The sequence below is a fragment of the Microcoleus sp. CZ3-B2 genome (assembly GCF_036705055.1).
GTDB lineage: Bacteria > Cyanobacteriota > Cyanobacteriia > Cyanobacteriales > Microcoleaceae > Microcoleus.
The window spans coordinates 136214-155178 of record NZ_JAUBTN010000003.1 but is presented as its reverse complement, the minus strand read 5'-3'; the positions used below and the strand labels follow the sequence as shown (position 1 = coordinate 155178).

The following is an 18965-nucleotide window of genomic DNA, read 5'->3' as shown; positions in this document are numbered from 1 at the left end:
AAATTACGAGGCTTTACCTAATACAGCACAGGCTTTTTTCAACCAGGCGATTGTTGCTGCATCAAGTACGGGTGCGAGTTTCTCGATTACGGAGGCGTGATAGTTGTTCAACCATTGTAGTTGAGTCTTTGACAGCCGATCGCCATTTATCAATTTCCTTTCAAAGGGAATATACGTCAACGGTTCAAATCCGTACCAAACCGAACCGTTTTTTGAGGGCATTTCCCTGACAATATAGAGATTTTCGAGACGAATTCCGCCCCATCCCGGTTCGTAATATCCCGGTTCGATACTTGTTACCATTCCCGCTTCTAGGGGATATTGGACAAATTTGCTGATACCGTTGGGGCCTTCGTGACCGGCTAAAAACGCGCCGACTCCGTGCCCGGTGCCATGTCCGTAGTCTAGCTGTTGTTGCCATAATACCGCACGGGCGATCGCATCTAATTGCGATCCGGTTGTACCTTTGGGAAATTGCTGCAGCGCACAGTTGATATGCGCGATTAAGACGGTTGTGTAGTGTTCGATTTGCAGCGCCGTCGGTTCCCCGACAATCATGGTTCTCGTATCGTCGGTTGTTCCTGCTAAATACTGCGCCCCTGAGTCCAGCAGCAGCAATTCTCCCGGTTTTAAGGTGATTTCGGGGCTTGGGGTTCCGTAATGTACGATCGAGCTATTTGCACCCGCACCGGCGATCGTTCTAAACGTTAAAGTCTGAAAATCCGTTTCTTGCTGATAAAAACTTTCGATGCTTTCTTTAACATCAAACTCAGTCAAAACCTTACCATTTTTTAGCTGCTCTGTCAACCACATTAAAGTCAGAACTTTCGCTCGACTTGCCTTAAAATTGGCTGATTTCATCTGCTCGATTTCCACAGGATTTTTCCGAGCTTTCATCCCTTCTACCGGATTCGCAGCGAAAACTATTTCAATCTTATTTTCAGTTGTTTGTTGACCTAAAATTAACTTATACGTGCCTGCAGTGCTGTGTTTCGAGTCTAATAGCACCCGAACTTTTTTCGGCAAATTGACGCACGATTCTAAGATTGACGGATAGTCTGCGTAGGGAAGCACAGTTACAGCAGGCGACAATTCTTGCTTGATTTCTGCTGAAATGCGATCGGGATTGGTAAACAAAAACGCAGTATCTGCGGTGACAATCGCATAGGATATAAAAATCGGAATGTGGGGAATATCCGAACCTCGGAGATTGAACAGCCACGCTATTTGATTCAGGTTGCTAATCGGTAGCACGTCGATGTTTGCAGTTTGCATCGCTTCCCTGACTCGCGCTAACTTTTGAGCAGCGGTTTCTCCCGTCAGAGATACTGGTAAACTAAATATCGGAGATTCGTCAATGGCGGGTAAAACTTCTGTAGTTTGTCGAACTTTGTCTGCTAAATTCTCCGATATCGCTACGAGTTCAATTCCAGCAGTTGCAAATTTTCTGACCCAGTTTTGATATTGCTCTGTCGCTACCGTAAACGGGTCAAAACCAAATCTAATTTTAGTTGACTTTTGGGCAGATTCTACCGCGATTTTTTCTAAGGTTTCAATTAAACTTAAATTTCCTTCTAAGCCGAGTTTCGATATTTGAATCAGTGCAGCATCCACTTGCAATTCTGCTTGTTCGTAATAGCGGGAATCCACAAACAACCAAGCAGCATCTTTACCAACCAACAAATCGCCGGCCGAACCAGTAAAACCGGAAATCCAAGCTCGTCGCTGCTTGGCTGCTGGAACTGATAAATTTAAGTGTTCGTCAACTGCTGGAATTAAATAGCAATCTAAGTCGTAAATTGCCATCAACTCGCGCAAGTTTTTAAGCTTAGCAGCGGGTAAAACTTCAATACTTTTATCTGTTATTAAATTAGCTGTAACCATTTTTGACATCCTATTTTACTTGTTTAAAATTGCCTTTAAACCTTTGACCAACCTGCTAATTCCTGCGGCCGCTGTTTCAGTTTCCAGAGCACCGTAAGCAACGCGCAAATAGCAGCCGCTATCCATGCCGAAGGTTGTACCGGGAAGCACTGCTACGCGATATTCGCGAATTAATTGTTCTACTAATTCCATTGTATCGAGTTCCGTGTCAACTTTCAAGAAAAAGTAGAAAGCTCCGCAGGCCGGGGAAATTGTACACAGATATTGGATTGTATTGAGTTCGTTTAATACGAGTTGTCGCACCGATGCGATCGCCCTTACATAATTATCGCAGTAACCTCTACCAACTTGCAAGGCTCCCAAGGCTGCATATTGAGAAATTACCGGCGGACAAATTAAGATAGTATCTTGAATCTTTCTCACGGAAACCAGCAAATGTTCTGGGATTACCATATACCCGATGCGCCAACTCGCAAAACCGTAGGCTTTAGAAAGGCTAAACAGGGAAATTGTATGTTCGTTACTGTGGGGAAAAGCTGCGGGAGAACAGTGTTTAACGCCGTTATAGGTAAAATATTCGTAAGCTTCGTCGCTGATGTGATAAATGTTGTGCTGGCGGCAAATTTCGTTTACTTCGCGCAGTGATTCAGAATCATAAACTACGCCGGTTGGGTTGTTGGGTGAAATGGTGACAATTGCTCGCGTTTTGTGAGTAATTGCTTTTTTGATAGCATCGATATTGAGTTGATAGCTAGCGTCGGTTTCTACTATGACTGGGCGGCAATTTGCCATGATTGCCGCCATTTCGTGGTTAAAATAATAAGGTGATTGGATAATAATTTCGTCTCCCGCCGAGGTGATGGCGAGAATGGCGTTGGTAAATCCCATGTTGCTGCCGGCGGTGACAACAATGCAGTTTTTGTTGTTAATTTCTATGCCGTTATCTGTCTTGAGTTTGGCTGCGATTGCATCTTGTAATTCGGGAATTCCTTCGACGGCTTTGTATTTGTGATTGTCGGGGTTTGCGAGGAATTCGGGGATTTTGTTAAAGGATTCTTGGGGCGGATTGTAGTAAACTACGCCTTGTCCTAAAGATATTGTTCCCGGATTTTGCTGGATTAGTTCGCCTACTACGGGAATTATTGGCGATTGTACCGATTGCATTCGAGTGGGGTAATTTTTCATTAATTTAACTTTGTTTTTAGGATTAAATTTGTTTGCAGACGGCGGTTGAAACCGCGTCTACAAAAGGGAAGTCCGCCTGCGCGGACTGAAGAAAATAACGTACTGTTAACCGTCCAATCTTAAACCCGCTTTCGTCGGGTTTTGCTTGTGTAAACCTGGTTTCAACCGCCCTGTATTAAACTTTTTCAACTTCTATTCTAGAACCTTGGGGTGACTTAAATACTTTCACTTGGGCGGGCAATCTTTCGCCCAAGCCTCGAACGTGGGTAATCACTCCAATTAGTCTTTCTCGCTGCCGCAAAGATTCTAAAATTTGAGTAACGCTTTCGAGAGTTTCTGCGTCTAAGGTACCGAATCCTTCATCAAGAAATAAGCTGCCCAATTGAGCTCCTTGAGATAATTTTTCTGATAAAGCTAAAGCCATTGATAGGGAAGTTGCAAAGGTTTCTCCGCCGGAAAGGGTGCGGACTCGTCTCGCTTCGCCGCCGTTCCAATTATCTGTTACCCAGTATTCGCCTTCTTGGTTTTTTAGCTGGTAGCGATTGTCGGTTAATTCTTGCAAAATTACGGTGGCGCTGCCGACTAATTCTGCTTCTAAATGTTCTAAAATGTAGGATTGAAATTCGTTGGATTTCAGATTTTGCGCTAATGTGTGGTAGGTTTGCTCTTGTTCTGCGAAATTTGTGATTTGCTGCGACAGTCTTTCGGATTGTTCGAGGGTTTGCGCTGCTACTTGTACCCACGCTAAAAGCTCGGTGCGGTTGTTGTTGGCTTGTTTGAGGTTTTCTTGGGTGGTTTGTTTTGCAGCTCGCACTTGTGCTAAAGTATCTTCATCGGTAGTCCTACCCGCGATCGCCTCGCTCAAATCTTTCGCCCGCGTCTCTAGCTGAATTTTTGACTCCCGCACGGATCGAATCGCATTTTCCCACTGCAATTGTTCGTTAACTAATGTCACCGCTGCTAAAAAAGTCTCTTCGGTGAAATCAGCCGCTGTTAATTTTGCCAACCAATCCAAATTTAGCTGCTGTTTTTCCGCCTGAGTTCGTGCAAAAAATTCTCCCGCTTGTTGCTCTCTTTCTGCAGCTTGAATAGCAATATTTTGAGCAAGTCGATAAGATTTTTCGGCAATTCTCAGCAGATCCTTTAACTCTTGCTTGTCTGTTTCTAAAGCCTGTGCTAAATTAACATAAGGTTGATATTCGGTAATTTGATAGAGCGCGTTTACACAACTTTGTAACTGCTGCTGTCGGCGGTCAGATTCGGCGATTGCCTCTTGATATTCTTGCTGTTTAGCAGCTTTTGTCGTCGCTGCAAAATTTAATTTTTCTTCGTAATTATTATATTCCAAGGATGCGATTTGGAATTGCTGCTCAATTTCTCGGTATTGGCGATCGTTCTCTTTAAGAATTGCCAACTCCTGCTGCAACTGCGACACTTCCCATTCTCGCTCCTCCAGAATTTCCGAGATTTGGTGCTGCAATTCGCCAACTCTTTTCGCCGTCAATTCTAACATTTGAGCAATTTCCGACTGTTTTTGCTCGCAGGATGAAACTGCACTTTTTCCCTCAGCCACGGCCATTTGAGCTGATTGAAAAAACTGATTGGCTGTCGCCAGTTTCCGGCGCAAACCAGCGACATCTACAATCTTAGAAATCGGTAAAGGAGGGAGCAAATCGCTCTCAGGATGCACCCCGCCGCACACCGGACAAGTATCGCCAGAATTCAGCGACATTCTGACAGCAGCAACAGTCTCTAAACGTGCCGCTTCCGCATTAGCAGTTTCCGCCGCTTCTAACTCATCGCTGCACTCTTTGAGCCGGATTTCTGCCGCTGTTAAATTAGTGACAACTTCGACATAATTCTGTTGAGCGCTTTCTTTTTCTGCCAGAGACTTACCCAACATTTCCTGCTGACTTTTTCCCTGTTTGGCAATAAGCTGAAGTTCCACCAATAAAGGTGCAACTTCCTGCAACTGCTCTAAACGCTTTCCTCCCGGCGAAGACTGTTCGAGCAATACTGCTGCTCTAGTAACTCGAAAACCCGCATTCTGAATTTTAATGTTAGTAGCTTGCAATTCTTTTTCTGCCGCTTGGAAAAAGCGGAGTTTTTCCTGTTGTCTTTTTTGGGCGATTGCCACTTCTTTTTCTAATTGAGTGCGCTGTTCTTCATATACTTTCGCAGCAGACAGAGCATTTTCACGAGCCTTAAATTGTGGTGCTAGTGCCTCTGCTTTGGCTTGAGCCTCGTCAAGTTGCTGTTGCTCTGCTGCTAGCTCGCAGCGAGCTTTAATTAATTGTTCCCGCGCTGATTTAGCGGCTTTTTCGGCAGTTTCATTTTGACTGCGAGCCGATCGCACTAAAGCCCAATCTCCCTGTAAATGATTGGCAGCTTGCGCCCTTTCCAAACGCTGTGCTAAAATTTCAATCTCGGCGGAACTAGCATTTAACTCAGCCAATTTTTGTTGTAATTCTTGCCACCGAGCGATTTGTAAAAATAGCTGTTCCTCTTCGTCTAAGGCTTTCTGAGCTGTCATCACGGCGCGCTCGAACTCAGGTAACTGCTGCTCTAAAATCCCAAGTTGCGATCGCTTTCCGGCCACCTCATCCGCCGTCGGCGCGCTCAAGTCAGCTAACTGCCTTTCCACCATTTCCCGTTCCTGTTTCAGCAACTTTGCGAGTTCGTTTGCTTCCTTCCGCATCTGCTCAAAAATCTCAAATCCCGCTAGCTGCCGCAAAATTTCCCGGCGCTTAGAAGCATCCCCTTTAATAAACTCATCAAACTTTCCTTGAGGCAGAATAATTGCTCGTGTAAAAGTATCAAAATCCATTCCTAAAATTTGTTCGATCGTATTTTGCACTGCAACAATACTCGTTCCCAAAGTTTCCCACTGGCCGTTTTGCCAGCAGTCCAAAATCACCTTGTTTTCAGGAGTTTTTGGACGAAAACGCCATGTCCGCGTCACCCGATACTGGGCAGAACCCACAGTAAAACGCAACTGTACCTTTAAATTTTTACTACCTTGACTTGCTAAATCGCCTACTTGTTTGCCGCTGCGAGTTGTCGTACCAAAAAGCGCGTAAGTCATCGCATCTAGCAGCGAAGATTTCCCCGCACCCGTAGCACCAGTAATTGCAAACAAATCGAGTTGAGAAAAATCTAAACGCTGTTCCCGGCGGAAGCTGGTAAATCCTTCGAGTAAAAGTTCTAGTGGACGCATAAACGATTTTAGATTTTAGATTGTGGATTTTAGATTGTGGAATTTTTACAATGATGTTTTTCCGAGTGCTGTGGCACTTATCAAGTCCATTCGGCATCGGAGTAATGGCAAAGAATTACCAATTACCAATTACTAATTTAATTATTAACTGTTTCCTTAAACTTCTTGTACAAATCCTGAAATCCCTCCAATACAGCGGGTTGCGGTGTCGTTCCCAAACGGTTTTGGTAATAGTTGCAGAACTCGGCCGCCGGATCGAAATTGTTGGGATCGATATTAGTCATTTCCGTGGCTTCTAGCGGTGCATCTCGATAGCGCGGTTCAATCAACAACGCTTGAGAACAGATTTGCCGCACGCGATCGGCTAATCCGATTTGCGGGCTGTCTAGATCGACAATTACCTTTAAGAAACCAGGATGATATTGATGAGCTTCTAAAACAGCATCAAGATTGTCATTATCACATTGAAGCACTTTTAACGGTTTGTTGCAAGCCACAGGTTTAAATTCTACCTTTGCCTGACTTCCAGGCTCAACTTCTATCAAACAAAATCCTTTTTCCTGTTCGGCTTCTCCGAAATCTAACTGAATCAAAGAACCGGAATAATAGGCGAGGGAATTCTTAGCAATGCGCTGGTGGATGTGGATGTGTCCGAGGGCGATATACTGGGCTTCTGGTGGCAGAGTTTGCGATGAAAGCAAGTATTTTTCTCGCGTGTAATAAGCGACTTCGGATTTGGCCAAGCGAGCGCCGTCAATGCTCATGTGTCCCATCAGCATATTTACAGTATTGTCGCGAAAATCTGTAGTTAAATCTTGCAGTAAATCTGCTACAATTTCGCGGTAGTCTTGGCGGACTTTGGCATCGCCGGAGTACCAGATAGCATTAGCATCTAACAGTCTTTGTTCGGAAGCAAAAGGCATCGCTCCCACGCAGAGTTTACCGCTTTTTGTATTAAGAGTAATGCTGCCGCCGTCGGCGGAACGCTTGGGTTTGCCTAGGGCGCGAACGCCGGCGAGGGAGAGCAATTGGGCGATGCTGTCGATGCGGGATGCGGAATCGTGATTGCCGGCGATCGCAATTGCGGGAATTCCGGCAGCTTGGAGCTCGCAGAAAAAGTGATAGGCAACGCGCTCAGCGTAGGCTGGAGGGTTGGGAACGTCAAAAATGTCGCCGGCGACGAGCACGGCATCGACATCGAGCTCTTTGGCTTGTTTCAAAATCTGTTCGAGGGCGATCGCAATTTCGGAAGTGCGATCGATCCCTCGAAAACGCCGCCCCAAATGCCAGTCAGCAGTATGAATTATTCGCATAGTAAGAAGAAGGAAGAAGTCATTAGTCATCAGTCATTAGTCATCAGTCATTAGTCATCAGTCATTAGTCATCAGTGCTGTCGCCTCCGAGTTTTCCGTACAACGTCATCAGTCCGATGGAAGAAGGAAGATGGAATAAAAGATGCACAGAAAGCTTTTAGGAGAGCGGTATTTTATGTTTAATTGGGTAAATTGAGAGTGGATTTATTTGTCAAGTTTGCAAGTTCATTTCATACTCGATGTATTCTATCACTTATGCTCACTCCGACGGTCGATTAACTCTAATCAGTAGACTTCTCAGTGTTTCCAGATTAGAAATAGCTTCATTAATGCGTACAGCCAGCCGTTCCCAGTTTTGGTCGTTTGTGCAGACAATTATGCCCGCATGGTCAGAACTCAACCTGTGCATTTGTATAAAGTCCGGTCTATTTAATGTCAAAAATGCACGATTATTGCTAATAGCAGAATCTAAAACTTCTTCATCCGGAATCTTTTGGTTAGCCTTACCCGCTTCTTGAACTGTCAGGACATCATGGCCCAAATTTCGCAGTAATTTTACAACAGGAAACGGGTATTGTTCATCTGCATAAAGACGCGCCACAGTTTATGCCTCTTCCTGTTCTCGAATTGCTCTTTCAATCTCATCAGGATATGCCTCAGCATAACTAAAAGCATTCACCAAATCTGCAGCACTCAAATCCGGATGACCTTCTAAAATATGAGCATCGGTGGCACTTTGACGGCGATAACTTACCAACAGCCAAACAGGAATCCGAGTTTTTCGGATACAGGCTTCTCCCCCCATGACATCTGGAGTCTTTTGAATGCCCGCCCAAAAGTTGGTTAAACTTTGGGCGAGTAATTGTATAGCTTGAGTCTTTTCCTCGGGACTTAACGCTAGGAGTTGCGGTTGCAATTCTTTCAGTGTCATATTCGCAGCTATTGAGTTCATAAATATTAGCTTATTTTGGCATACAAGTATTCTAGCAGTGACTAAATCAAAATTTTCATAGCACTCCTGGATCGATACCAAAGAAACCGGGTTTTTATGGAAATTCAAGGTGGGAAAGCTATATTTCGCCAAAAATAGGGTTTCGACGCACTCGCGGGTAAATTTTGTCTCATTCAATAGGTTTCACATCGTGAAACCGAGTATAATCAACCACCCGACCACCATCCGGCGCTCTCAAAATAATATCTACAAACCGCATATTCCACATAATTTCCGACGCTACAAAAGAATGTCGCGCGTTAATAGTTTGCGAAACTGTTTCGTCAATTCCAGTGAGCGTAATTACAATTTCTATTTCCTGCTCCATCAAGTCTTTAGCAGTAAGTTGGTACAAAGGACTGCTCTCATCAATTGCGTGCATTACCGTCCAAGTTAAGGAAAAAATACGAGATTGATTCCGCATTAATTGCAAATCGTAAAAACGGCGCATATATTCTCCTTCCGATGTTACTTCGTCGCGGATCAAAGTAACTCCCTGCTGGGCTTCTAAAATTTGATTGAAGCGCTGATTTCCCGCGCGATACATCAGAGTGGGAACGCCGTTGAAAGGAGCTATTACTGCTACGCGGCTGAAGATAACTCTAGCGCTTGGCCGGGAAAATTTTGAAAAAGCTAGTCCCGTCACCATCGCCACGGCCCACAAACCAAAAAACGCTTCGATCGCGACTATAGTATTAGCGTAATCGGTGCGGGGAAACATTGCGCCGTAGCCGATGGTCGCCATTGTTTGCACGCTGAAATAAAAGGCATCTTTCAAAGAACCATGCCGAGCATTAGCAATGCAATCTCCTCCTGCCAAGTAAGCTAAGGCAAATAAACCATTCATGACTAAATACGACAGACAAATCAGAAGGAAAAATTGCGGCCAAGAAAGAGTTAGCAGTTTGTGGTAGAGGTCGGCAAAATGCAGGCGAGGTATTCCCAACTTAACAATATTTAAGGTGGATTTTTCTTTTCGGCCGACTAAACGAGACGGTTGCGGGCGGTTGCGGTGCATTTTCATTGCGATTTGTAACTGCTGCTGTTTCAATTTGTAACTATTGCTGGAAGCGGGAAAACTTATCCCTTAGACTGATTTTTAATTTCAAAAATTCAGATCGCAGCGGAGTTGAAAATGGTTGAGCTTAACTGGCGTGACTGTGTGGTGATGATTTCTTTTATGGCTTCAATTGCAGGTCTGCTGTTGCTGGGCGATAAGCGTGAGTCGAAGCTGGCGGGCGATCGTGCTTTGAGCGAAGAAATGCTGATTGAGATGAGCTTTACTTACTGGATAGTGTACTGCATTTCTGTCTTCGGGCTGAAACTTCATTTACCAGAGGATAGCTGGTTATTGCTCAGTTTGAAGCTGACAACTGTTCTTTCTTACTTGTTGACTGCTTCTAGCATCCTCAGCCTGCCGCTGCAACGCATGGCTGTCAGACGAGTTGAAGATTGAAAACTACGGGTTATATCATTTCCGGTGACACCGGAATGATGTTGACTGTTGACTGTTTACTGTCAACCGTCAACCGTCAACAGTGAACTCGAATTTACTATTCTGATGAAGAGAGGATTTGATATTAGTTATTGAGAATTTGAGTTTTTACCGATTGGATTTCAGAAGAAATGAAGTCCTCACTACTAACTTATTTGAGTGATATTATTGCTAGCTGTTAGTTGGATTTAAGAAGGAATGAAGTCCTCACTATAGCCCAATACGGTTTACTTAAGACGATCTCCCTGGCACACCCCTTAAAAAGGGGGGAACAAGAATCCCCTCAAAGTCAACCCCTACTCCCCGACTATCCGGGGGATGCGAGGGGGATCTCCGGGGCATAAATATGTTAAGTGAACCGTATTGCACTATAGCCTTTCTCAAAAAAGTGAGGTATGCCCTATGCCCTATGCCGCATAGTACCTCATAATATGAGAGCACAGAAAGGCTATACTAACCTATGTTAGTGATATTATTCGCTGCGAACTTGTTTATTGGTTGGTGAGGTAAACTACCCGCCACTAAGCTAACGCTATAGTGGGGGCTTTTGGTAGCCCTTGAGCGATTGCACAAGACAACAACTCAGAACCTCTAGGACGGCTTACACTCGCCCCCAATAATGCAATCATCTTCGAGCCATTTTCGTCTGCATCACCAATCCAACCACAGACTTTATTGCTGCACTTAAATTTCTTCTCGGTTCTGACACCGATATGCAAACAACAATGGCAACTTTGGCTCGTATAGGCTGGATTGACGGCAACTACCTCAATCCCTTCCTTTATTCCTTTGTATTCGAGAAACGTTCTTAACTGATAAAAAGCCCAAGAATTAGACCTTCTTCTTTCAGTCTTGTTTCTGGGTTTAGAGTTAGTTTGTTCGCGAATCCCTGTTAAATCTTCGATTGAAACAAAGGATTGAGTCTGTTTTGCATCATTAATAATGGCTGTTGAGATGTTATGATTTAGCCATGCTTGGTATCTTCCCGCGCGTCCTCCTAACCGTTTCAAAATCTGTCTAGCTCTACGTCTAGATGACCTTGTGCCTTGAGATGCTTTTTTTTGCAAAGAAGCCCGAACACGGCTATACTTATCTCTAGTTTTTTGAATCTCCTTACCTGACCACGATTTACCTGTGCTAGTTACAGCTAGATCACGCCTTCCGAAATCGACACCAATTACGTTAGTTGTTTTTTGAGGTTTCGGAGTTTCCGATTTTAGCTGAATATGGACGTACCAGCAACCATCTTTGTGCAAACAAACTTGAGCCGAAGTAGGATTATGACCTGTTAGCTTGCCCTTAGGGTAGTTACTAGCTCTCAAAGAAACTGTTAACCGCTTGAGAGTTGTAGAAATGCTCACCGTCCAATTTGACTCAACGAAACGAAAAGTCCTAGCATCACAATCAAAGCTAGTGGGCTTAAAGCTCTTGACCTTTTTCCCTTTCTGTTTTGCCGTTAATCGGTTAGCTCCTACTCGCTTCACAAGCTCTAACAACATGGTTAGCTGTTAGTCCAAACTGTTCTTTCAGATCTTTGTAACAGACAGCTTGGATGGAGTTTCTGTTAGTTAGGTTATGATTAACATTTTGATTAATCCAGTTACAAGCTGACGCAAAAGCATAAGCTGTATCGGACAACAATTGTTGCTGTTCGATACTAGCTTGAAGCTTTACAACTAAAGTCAGGACTTGTTCCATCTCACCAAAAAACTCACTACTATGAGTATAGCTTAATTATTGCCGTTGTGCTGTCGCACGTTTATACTGGTTGCAATTCCTCTCGCGGCTAAACTTCGTTATAGCGGGAGCCTCCTTGCAACATTAAGGTGAGGAAGGCTGACGTAACGCGCCCAAAAGGGATCGAGTAGATCGCCCTCGCCCTTGATATTCCCTTTTTTCTCCTGCTTTCCTAGGGCTGCGGAAATCGCAGAAAATATCCTCAAACTCCCGGTAATCAGGCCTTGGGGATTTCGCAGCGGTAAACTTGAGACACAGACATCGATTAATGAACCGTCTTTGCGCTGCCGCTGGCACTGCTTGGCAACTGGCGCTTTTCCTGCCAATTCTGACTGAAGCATAGCGCTAAAGTCGAGAATTTCATCGCTGGGGACGATCGGCAAAATCTTCCCCAAAACCTCCGATTTTTCCCAGCCCAAAATTTGCTCCGCCGCCGGATTCCACAGCGTCACCGCAGCCGACGCATCGACAGCAAAAACCGCCACGGGCAAAGCTTCAATTAACCCTTCTAAAACTTGATTGGTTTCGCACAATTTAGCCTCTACTAACTTGTGTTCGGTGATGTCCTGACAAGCACCGTAAACACCTACAGCGCGATTCTCGGCTTCATCCCACACAACTTGCCGGCAATCCCACAGCCAGCGGATTTCACCGGATTTGGTGACAATTCGATATTCGCTGACTTCCTTGCTGCTGCAGGAGCGAGACTGCATTTGTTCCTGCAGCATTTCTCGATCTTCGGGATGAATGCAGTTGCATTCGGGCCAACCGGAATTTGCGATTTCTGATGCACTATAGCCTGTAATCCGAGTAAAAGCTTCAGTCATCCACTCGCACGCCCATGTTCGATCGGGCAATAGGTTAAAAGAATAGGCAAAATCGGAGGTAATTTCCGAGAGAATGCGATACCGGGATTCTGATTCCCGCAAAGCTGCTTCGGCTGTTTTAAGTTCGGTAATGTCTCTATTTGTCACGAGAACTGCTTCGATGCTACCCTCCGCATTCGCGATCGGGCTAAAAATGTAACTGCAATAATTCCTGCGCCCGGTGCGCGGATGAATAAACTCTGTTTCTATTGTTAAACTTTCTCCTGTGGCTAGTACATTTTTCCAGCAATTATTGTGGAGTTCGATCAGTTCTGGCGGCCAGCCAATTTCTGCTACTGATTTGCCTAAAATGCAGGTTTTTGACAGCGGAGTTAACTCTAGTCCGGCGCGATTGATATAAGTTAACCGCCCTGCGCGATCGAACATCAAAAGTCTGCCCGGTGTATTTGAGAGGACACTATTGAGCAGGTTGGTTTGCTGTAGGAGCTGAGAGTGGATTTTTTGCAGCGCATCTTCTTGGTTTTTGCGAGCCGTGATATTTTGAAAGAACACAGATAAACCTTCTTCCGACGGATAAGCTTCGATTTCCAACCAGATATTTGGCTGCTCGTAATACCATTCAAATTTAACAGCAACATTACGGGAGACGGCATTATGAAGTTCATTAAAAAAAATCGTCTTTGCGCTTTCTGGAAACTGCTCCCAAATATTTTTACCTAAAAGCTCTTGACGCTTTCTGTACCAGCAATCTTCTGCTTTCTGGTTAATGTAAGTAAACTGCCAATGGCGGTTGAGCGTATAAAAGCCCTCTGTGATGTTTTCTAAGATATTAACGATTTGCTGTTGCGATTTTTCTAACGCTGCTGCTGAGAGCTTCCGCTCTGTGATATCGCGAGAATTGATTACTATGCCGTTGATGCTGGAATCGTGTAGTAAATTGTTAGCAATGGTTTCTAAATATACCCAGTCACCGTTAGCGTGGCGTTTGCGATATTCTATGGGCGGTGCAATCCCCGGTTGTTTGAGCAAGTTGGCAAAATATTCCTGCCAAGCAGGGGCATCATCTGGGTGGATTAAATCATTATATAATTTACCGATTTTTTGTTCTGGTTTGTAGCCTAAAATCCGCTCTAGCGCCACCGAAGTTTCGTCTCCTATCCGCCCGTCAGCTTCAATAATTGTGATTAAATCGGAAGAATTTGCGAGGAGAGTGTGCAATCTTACTTCTGCTTTTGTCAGCACCTGAGTCACTTTTTTATACTGCACCTGACTTTCGTCTAACTGCTGCTCTAAATTTCTGATTCGAGCACCTTGTTGAGATACTTTAAGTTCTAAACAGTGGTTAATTTGTTCTGATTTAGTTTGCTTTTCTTTTGTTGATAAAATTTGCTGAGTTTCGACTGACAATTCCTGCAAAGAGCAGGATAAATTGTTAATATTACTGGTAAAATTTTCTTTTTGTTCTAGAGGTAATGGATCGATATGTTGCTGCAATTCATTGAAATGCTTAAATACTTGTGTGTTCATTGTAGTAAGCGCTCAAATTTGCGACTATAAAGTTTTTTAATTTGTTTGTATAGTGTAACACTTTATTCATGTCAAGTGTCAAAAGTAATAAATTTTAAAGTTTAGCGGTATAGCTTGAATGGCGATGCTAGTTTCCTCTGGCGCAGTCGATCGCTAATTTGAGAAAGTTTAAAAAAATATGGGACTAAGTAATATCACTGAAAGTAGTTGTATATTTTTTATATTGAAATTGGTTGGTTATGCCTAGTGCTGCCGAATTTGAATGAAAGTTCGATCGAGCTTTGAGTTTGTACGGACTTCGGGTAGGAGTTTAAACCTTGTGATTATCCACATCTCCTGCAAACCCTCACGGCAGTTATACCGCCAGGGAATCAATTCCCTAGCGGTATCAGTTGACTGTTGTCAGTTGACTGTTGTCAGTTGACTGTTGACTGTTGACTGTTGACTGTTGACTGTTGACTGGAAGCCCGATGCCCTGTTTGGCCGATTCCCATCTTAACTAATGCGAATGGGAAGTCCCGCGCTCTACCGAAGGTGAGCGTCGGGATGAAAAAGAGTCATAAAATAAATTGAGCGACAGCGAATCAATAATCATTTTTGTGCGCTATGATAATTTTATCGGTATTCTGCATTCCTGATAAATGTATAAAGCTTACAAGTACAGAATTTATCCCACACATGAGCAAGAAGTCTTGCTTGCAAAGTCTTTTGGCTGTGCGAGATGGTTCTGGAACTATGCTTTGAATTTATGTCAAGAAACTTACAAGAATACCGGAAAAGGACTATCCAGAGCATACATACAAAGCTTGCTCCCTGTACTCAAGAAAGAATACGAATGGTTGAAAGAGCCATATTCTCAATGCTTGCAGGTGGTTGCATTGAATTTATCTACTGCCTACAAAAACTTCTTTGACAAGAGGGCTATGCTGCCCAAATTTAAAGCCAAGCATAGTAGGCAGTCGATCAGTTACCCTCAAAATGTCAAATTTGAGGGTGACTATATCAATTTACCTAAAATTGGTTTAGTTTTCTGTCGGCGACATCGTGACTTTGAGGGAAGCATTAAGACTGTTACCGTATCTCGCAACCCGGACGGTAAACACTTTGTTTCTGTTTTGATTGACGATGCAAAAGAACAGCCTGAGTTAGTCCCAGTAGATAAAGCTATTGGCATTGATGTCGGGTTAACTCATTTTGCGATTACCAGTGATGGCTCTAAGTTTGGCAATCCCAAGCATTTTGTCAAGCGCCAACGAAACTTGAAACGCAAGCAGCAAAAGCTTTCTCGCAAAAAGAAAAACAGTCAAAACAGGAAAAAGGCGAAACTGGCGGTGGCAAAAGTCCACTCCAAAATTGCCCGGTGCCGCGAAGATTTTCTGCACAAGCTATCCCGCAAGATAGTTAACGAAAACCAAGTTATTGCAGTAGAAAATCTCAACATCAAAGGCATGGTAAAGAACCATAATTTAGCCAAAGCTATTAGTGATGTTGGCTGGGGTATGTTCTGCACGATGCTCAAGTACAAGTCCCAGAGTGAAGGAAAACAATACGTTGAAATCGATAGATGGTTTCCTAGCTCTAAGACTTGCCATGTATGCCTAAATCGAGTTGATAATCTCACTCTTGATGTTAGAGCATGGACTTGCGAGCATTGTGGTACGCACCATGACCGTGATGTAAATGCAGCGAAAAACATTAGAAATGAAGCCTTGCGGATTCTGGCGTTAGGGACTAGCGCTTCTGCCTGTGAAGGGGATGTAAGCCTTTCCTCGTCAAAACTTCCGTTTTGTTGGACGCCCCGCCCCGTTGAATCAGGAAGCCAGCGCTGTACCACTTAAGTGGTCAGCGTCTGGTAGTTCACATTATTGCCAATTCCCCACGAGTATGAAAGCAGCCCAGTAGTAGGGATTTTTATATTCTTGGTTTTGCAACAAGGTTAATTGAGCGTTGCGGAGGGCTTCAGCTTTGGTGGTTTTAGAAGCAGCAAGCTGCCGATAAAACTCAGTCATAAAGATAGCAGTAGATTCGTCGTTGACTTGCCAAAGCGTGGCGACTGTGCTCCGGGCACCCGATCGAATTGCCGCCCCGGCCAAACCCAAAGCCGCGCGATTGTCGCCCGAAGCTGTTTCGCAAGCACTCAACACTAAAAGCTCGATCGGCTGTTGGTTATCCCCAGTGCGCGATCGCAGCAGTCGATCGAACTCCTTGACATTCACTTTCTCATCCCAAGTCACAATAAAAGTATCCGCCGCATTCGAGCTAAACTGACCGTGAGTTGCCAAATGGACGATCGGGTAAGACAAAGATTTAATTTTATCGCGCAACCGCCCGCTAACAAAATCTTCATTCAGCAGGTCAGTAGCGGGAATCTGAGCAGAAATTTGTTGAATTTCTCGTTTCACCCCCGGCAAAGCCGAGAAGCCTTGACGCGCTTCTGAGAGGGCAGCGGCGAGCACTCTCAACTTAACTTGGCTCAGAGGTTTGGGTGTCAGCAATTGCAGTCCCGGTGCCAAAGCAATACTGTACTTTTCTAGCAAAAACTTTTCGCCGTCGTGCAGCACCGCCATCGGCAGATTTCGCAAATAACCGTCGAGCACAAATACCAGAGTTTTAATTCCGCTGGCAGTCAAATCAGCCTCTGCGGGGCGAATTAACCAGTCGTAAACCTGTTGGACGGCGGGCAACCTGTCGCGGGGAAACGCAGCAGGCCGGATCGTATTTTTGGCTAGTCTGAAGGCTGTTTCTAACTCGGCTTGAGACTTATTGGTAGTGTAGCGGCGCAGGGGTTTGCCGGGAATTGATAAAATTACCTCCAAACGATCGCTCAAAATAATTGGATAAATCACCGCCGCAGCAGGATCGATTTGCTCGATCGACTGTGGTTTAGCATCAGCGCAAGCATCCCGAAAAAAGTTATCCAATTCTGCCAACTGCAAAGATTCCACCGTTTGGCGCGCCAGTTTCAATTTAGCTTGACTCGGAGATTCCTCTGCCAAAAGCAGTCCGACTAATTCTCGATAAACCGGTTCGGCACTTTCCCGAAACGAAAATTGTACTTCGGGATTCACTGTCACCAAATCGCCCCGCAGAGAAGACAATACATTTACAGCTTGAGTATATTGGGCGATCGCCCCTTCTGTGTTTCCCTGAGCTTTCCTAATCCGCCCGAGTTGCCACAATAATTGATAGGCAATATCGGGAGATTCAAACACTGGCGCCAAACTCAAAGCCTGATTTGTCAAACTTTCCGCCTGCTGGTGCTGCTGCTGCAATTCCGAAAGTTTGCCCCTAGCTGCCAGAATGTAAGCTTGTATGCGTTTGTCGCCCAAACTATTTGCCGGTGCTGCTGAGCGTTCTAGCATTTTGTCAACATCGCTTAAGCTCAAAGTTTTTGCAGGCGACTGAGCTAATTTCATCAAGCTTTGAGCTAGGTTAATTTGAGCGTAAAGTCCCGCACGATTTGAACCCAATTGAGCGGTTTGAGGTTCGACGGAACGCCACAAAACCTCTGCTTCCGACCAGTTTTTGCGATCGACCAACAGACTTAATTTGTTCAACTGCGCCTGAATTTGTAGAGGCGTTTCGACTGTAATTGCCGCCGAGCGATCGTAATATTCTAGAGCCGAGGCTTCCAAGTCAGCCTGCTGTCGGGTGCTCAAACCCGGTTTATTACTTTTCGCCCGCGCCGTATTTCCCAGATTGAGATAAATTGCCGCTTCATCTTGTTTGATACCTAATTTTTGGGCTGCTGTCAGTGCCTCTAATAGCAAATTTTGGGAGTTTTCCAGTTGTCCCAAAACCCGCATCACCCGCCCTAAAGCATGAACTGCCCGGACTTTTTCGGCAGAAACAGGCTGATTTTTTAAAGTTGCCAAATCTGCAGTCGAAACTGCACAAGTTTGGTTTTCCAACATCAAGGAAGTTAACAAAATTTTGCAAGCTCTTGGGTAAAGTCCGAGAGTTTCCCAAGCCCGACTTTGATTGATTTGAACTTGAAAAAGTTGGTTTTTGCGATCGATTTGCTCGAATATTTTAGCGCTTGAGTCGAAGTTATCGATCGCATTTTGAGTCTGTCCCCGTTCGAGTTGCAACTGTCCTTGAATGTTGAGAGTTTCAGCCAAAATCCGCTGCTGTTCGGCAGTTTTGGGTTCGGTTTGCACCACCGACAAACTCGAATTCACGGCCTGTTCTGCTTGTTCCCAAAGTGCTAACTGCCCGTAGGTTGCAGCTAAATTGCTCAAGGCTGTGGCGAGAGGGAGATTTTCGCCTGTTTTCTCAAACTGTACCGCCGCTTGCTGCAAGAGCGGTACAGCTTCGGAAAAACGTTTTTCTTCCCACAGAGTGCGAGCTTGTCGGACAAGCTGCACAGCAGGCGGTGACTGAATCTGAGCAACTGCGGCAGGAATTGCAACGGATAGCAGACAGGAGATCAGAAATAACAGAATTGCTTTTCGGAGCGATCGGGCAAACTTCATATATATAATTCAAGCTGGGTAATTCCACCAGCACGCTGATGGGAGTTTTCTACACGTAAGTCATATCATCAAATATGGTTTGGATCATCCACTAGACATCTGGCACTAATTCACTTTCAATTATTGAATTATCTGCGTCAATCTGTGTGTATCCGCTTGACATCTGCGGTTAACCCATCAATCCAATATTTACGCAACTCAAGCCTACTCTTTCCTTTTCCTCTTATTAACGAGCTGGCGGCAGCATTTCCGGCTTACCAAAAAACATTTTCTTAACTCCGTGGAAGCTGTCGCCCTCGATTCTTTCCAGTTTA

The 18965-nt window shown here is 44.6% G+C and carries 12 protein-coding genes; 2 read left to right on the top strand and 10 right to left on the bottom strand.

The window, feature by feature from the left end:
* Positions 1–3 precede the first annotated feature (3 nt).
* From QUA97_RS02370 to QUA97_RS02340, 7 genes are all read right to left on the bottom strand, one after another.
* A complete protein-coding gene (locus tag QUA97_RS02370) occupies positions 4–1884 on the bottom strand; it encodes an aminopeptidase P family protein (RefSeq protein ID WP_333192721.1) in 1881 nt (626 codons plus the stop codon).
* 15 nt (positions 1885–1899) lie between these two features.
* On the bottom strand, positions 1900–3069 hold the full coding sequence (locus tag QUA97_RS02365; RefSeq protein WP_333192719.1) for a pyridoxal phosphate-dependent aminotransferase: 1170 nt from the start codon (positions 3067–3069) through the stop codon (positions 1900–1902).
* Between the two features lie 175 nt (positions 3070–3244).
* Positions 3245–6286: an SMC family ATPase gene (locus tag QUA97_RS02360; protein WP_333192717.1), complete on the bottom strand. Its 3042-nt coding sequence runs from the start codon at positions 6284–6286 to the stop codon at positions 3245–3247.
* 137 nt (positions 6287–6423) lie between these two features.
* Complete coding sequence (locus QUA97_RS02355; protein ID WP_333192715.1) at positions 6424–7629, bottom strand: metallophosphoesterase family protein; 1206 nt, start codon at positions 7627–7629, stop codon at positions 6424–6426.
* A gap of 229 nt (positions 7630–7858) precedes the next feature.
* Positions 7859–8200 carry a DUF5615 family PIN-like protein gene (locus QUA97_RS02350; RefSeq protein WP_194068090.1) on the bottom strand — a complete coding sequence of 114 codons (342 nt, stop codon included), beginning with the start codon at positions 8198–8200 and terminating at the stop codon, positions 7859–7861.
* Between the two features lie 3 nt (positions 8201–8203).
* Positions 8204–8530 carry a DUF433 domain-containing protein gene (locus QUA97_RS02345; protein WP_194068102.1) on the bottom strand — a complete coding sequence of 109 codons (327 nt, stop codon included), beginning with the start codon at positions 8528–8530 and terminating at the stop codon, positions 8204–8206.
* Between the two features lie 190 nt (positions 8531–8720).
* Positions 8721–9641, bottom strand: coding sequence for an ion channel (locus QUA97_RS02340; RefSeq protein WP_333192712.1), 921 nt, complete (start codon positions 9639–9641; stop codon positions 8721–8723).
* A gap of 84 nt (positions 9642–9725) precedes the next feature.
* Between QUA97_RS02340 and QUA97_RS02335 the strand changes: the two genes are divergently transcribed.
* Positions 9726–10046, top strand: coding sequence for a hypothetical protein (locus QUA97_RS02335; protein ID WP_194068089.1), 321 nt, complete (start codon positions 9726–9728; stop codon positions 10044–10046).
* 560 nt (positions 10047–10606) lie between these two features.
* Here the strand turns inward: QUA97_RS02335 and QUA97_RS02330 are convergent.
* Together QUA97_RS02330 and QUA97_RS02325 are read right to left on the bottom strand one after the other, a co-directional pair.
* Positions 10607–11584: an RNA-guided endonuclease InsQ/TnpB family protein gene (locus tag QUA97_RS02330; RefSeq protein ID WP_333192709.1), complete on the bottom strand. Its 978-nt coding sequence runs from the start codon at positions 11582–11584 to the stop codon at positions 10607–10609.
* Between the two features lie 297 nt (positions 11585–11881).
* On the bottom strand, positions 11882–14176 hold the full coding sequence (locus QUA97_RS02325) for a PAS domain-containing protein (RefSeq protein WP_333192708.1): 2295 nt from the start codon (positions 14174–14176) through the stop codon (positions 11882–11884).
* Between the two features lie 641 nt (positions 14177–14817).
* Here QUA97_RS02325 and tnpB point away from each other — a divergent pair.
* Positions 14818–16014, top strand: a complete 1197-nt coding sequence (gene tnpB / locus QUA97_RS02320) for an IS200/IS605 family element RNA-guided endonuclease TnpB (protein ID WP_333192705.1) — start codon at positions 14818–14820, stop codon at positions 16012–16014.
* Between the two features lie 24 nt (positions 16015–16038).
* On the opposite strand, the gene QUA97_RS02315 is transcribed toward tnpB, so the two are convergent.
* Complete coding sequence (locus QUA97_RS02315; protein ID WP_333192703.1) at positions 16039–18651, bottom strand: CHAT domain-containing protein; 2613 nt, start codon at positions 18649–18651, stop codon at positions 16039–16041.
* Positions 18652–18965: the final 314 nt, after the last annotated feature.

Coding starts and splice junctions, on each gene's coding strand:
- QUA97_RS02370 (WP_333192721.1), bottom strand. CDS start 1,884: ATGGTTACAGCTAATTTAATAACAGATAAAAGTATTGAAGTTTTACCC.
- QUA97_RS02365 (WP_333192719.1), bottom strand. CDS start 3,069: ATGAAAAATTACCCCACTCGAATGCAATCGGTACAATCGCCAATAATT.
- QUA97_RS02360 (WP_333192717.1), bottom strand. CDS start 6,286: ATGCGTCCACTAGAACTTTTACTCGAAGGATTTACCAGCTTCCGCCGG.
- QUA97_RS02355 (WP_333192715.1), bottom strand. CDS start 7,629: ATGACTAATGACTTCTTCCTTCTTCTTACTATGCGAATAATTCATACT.
- QUA97_RS02345 (WP_194068102.1), bottom strand. CDS start 8,530: ATGACACTGAAAGAATTGCAACCGCAACTCCTAGCGTTAAGTCCCGAG.
- QUA97_RS02335 (WP_194068089.1), top strand. CDS start 9,726: ATGGTTGAGCTTAACTGGCGTGACTGTGTGGTGATGATTTCTTTTATG.
- QUA97_RS02330 (WP_333192709.1), bottom strand. CDS start 11,584: ATGTTGTTAGAGCTTGTGAAGCGAGTAGGAGCTAACCGATTAACGGCA.
- QUA97_RS02325 (WP_333192708.1), bottom strand. CDS start 14,176: ATGAACACACAAGTATTTAAGCATTTCAATGAATTGCAGCAACATATC.
- tnpB (WP_333192705.1), top strand. CDS start 14,818: ATGTATAAAGCTTACAAGTACAGAATTTATCCCACACATGAGCAAGAA.
- QUA97_RS02315 (WP_333192703.1), bottom strand. CDS start 18,651: ATGAAGTTTGCCCGATCGCTCCGAAAAGCAATTCTGTTATTTCTGATC.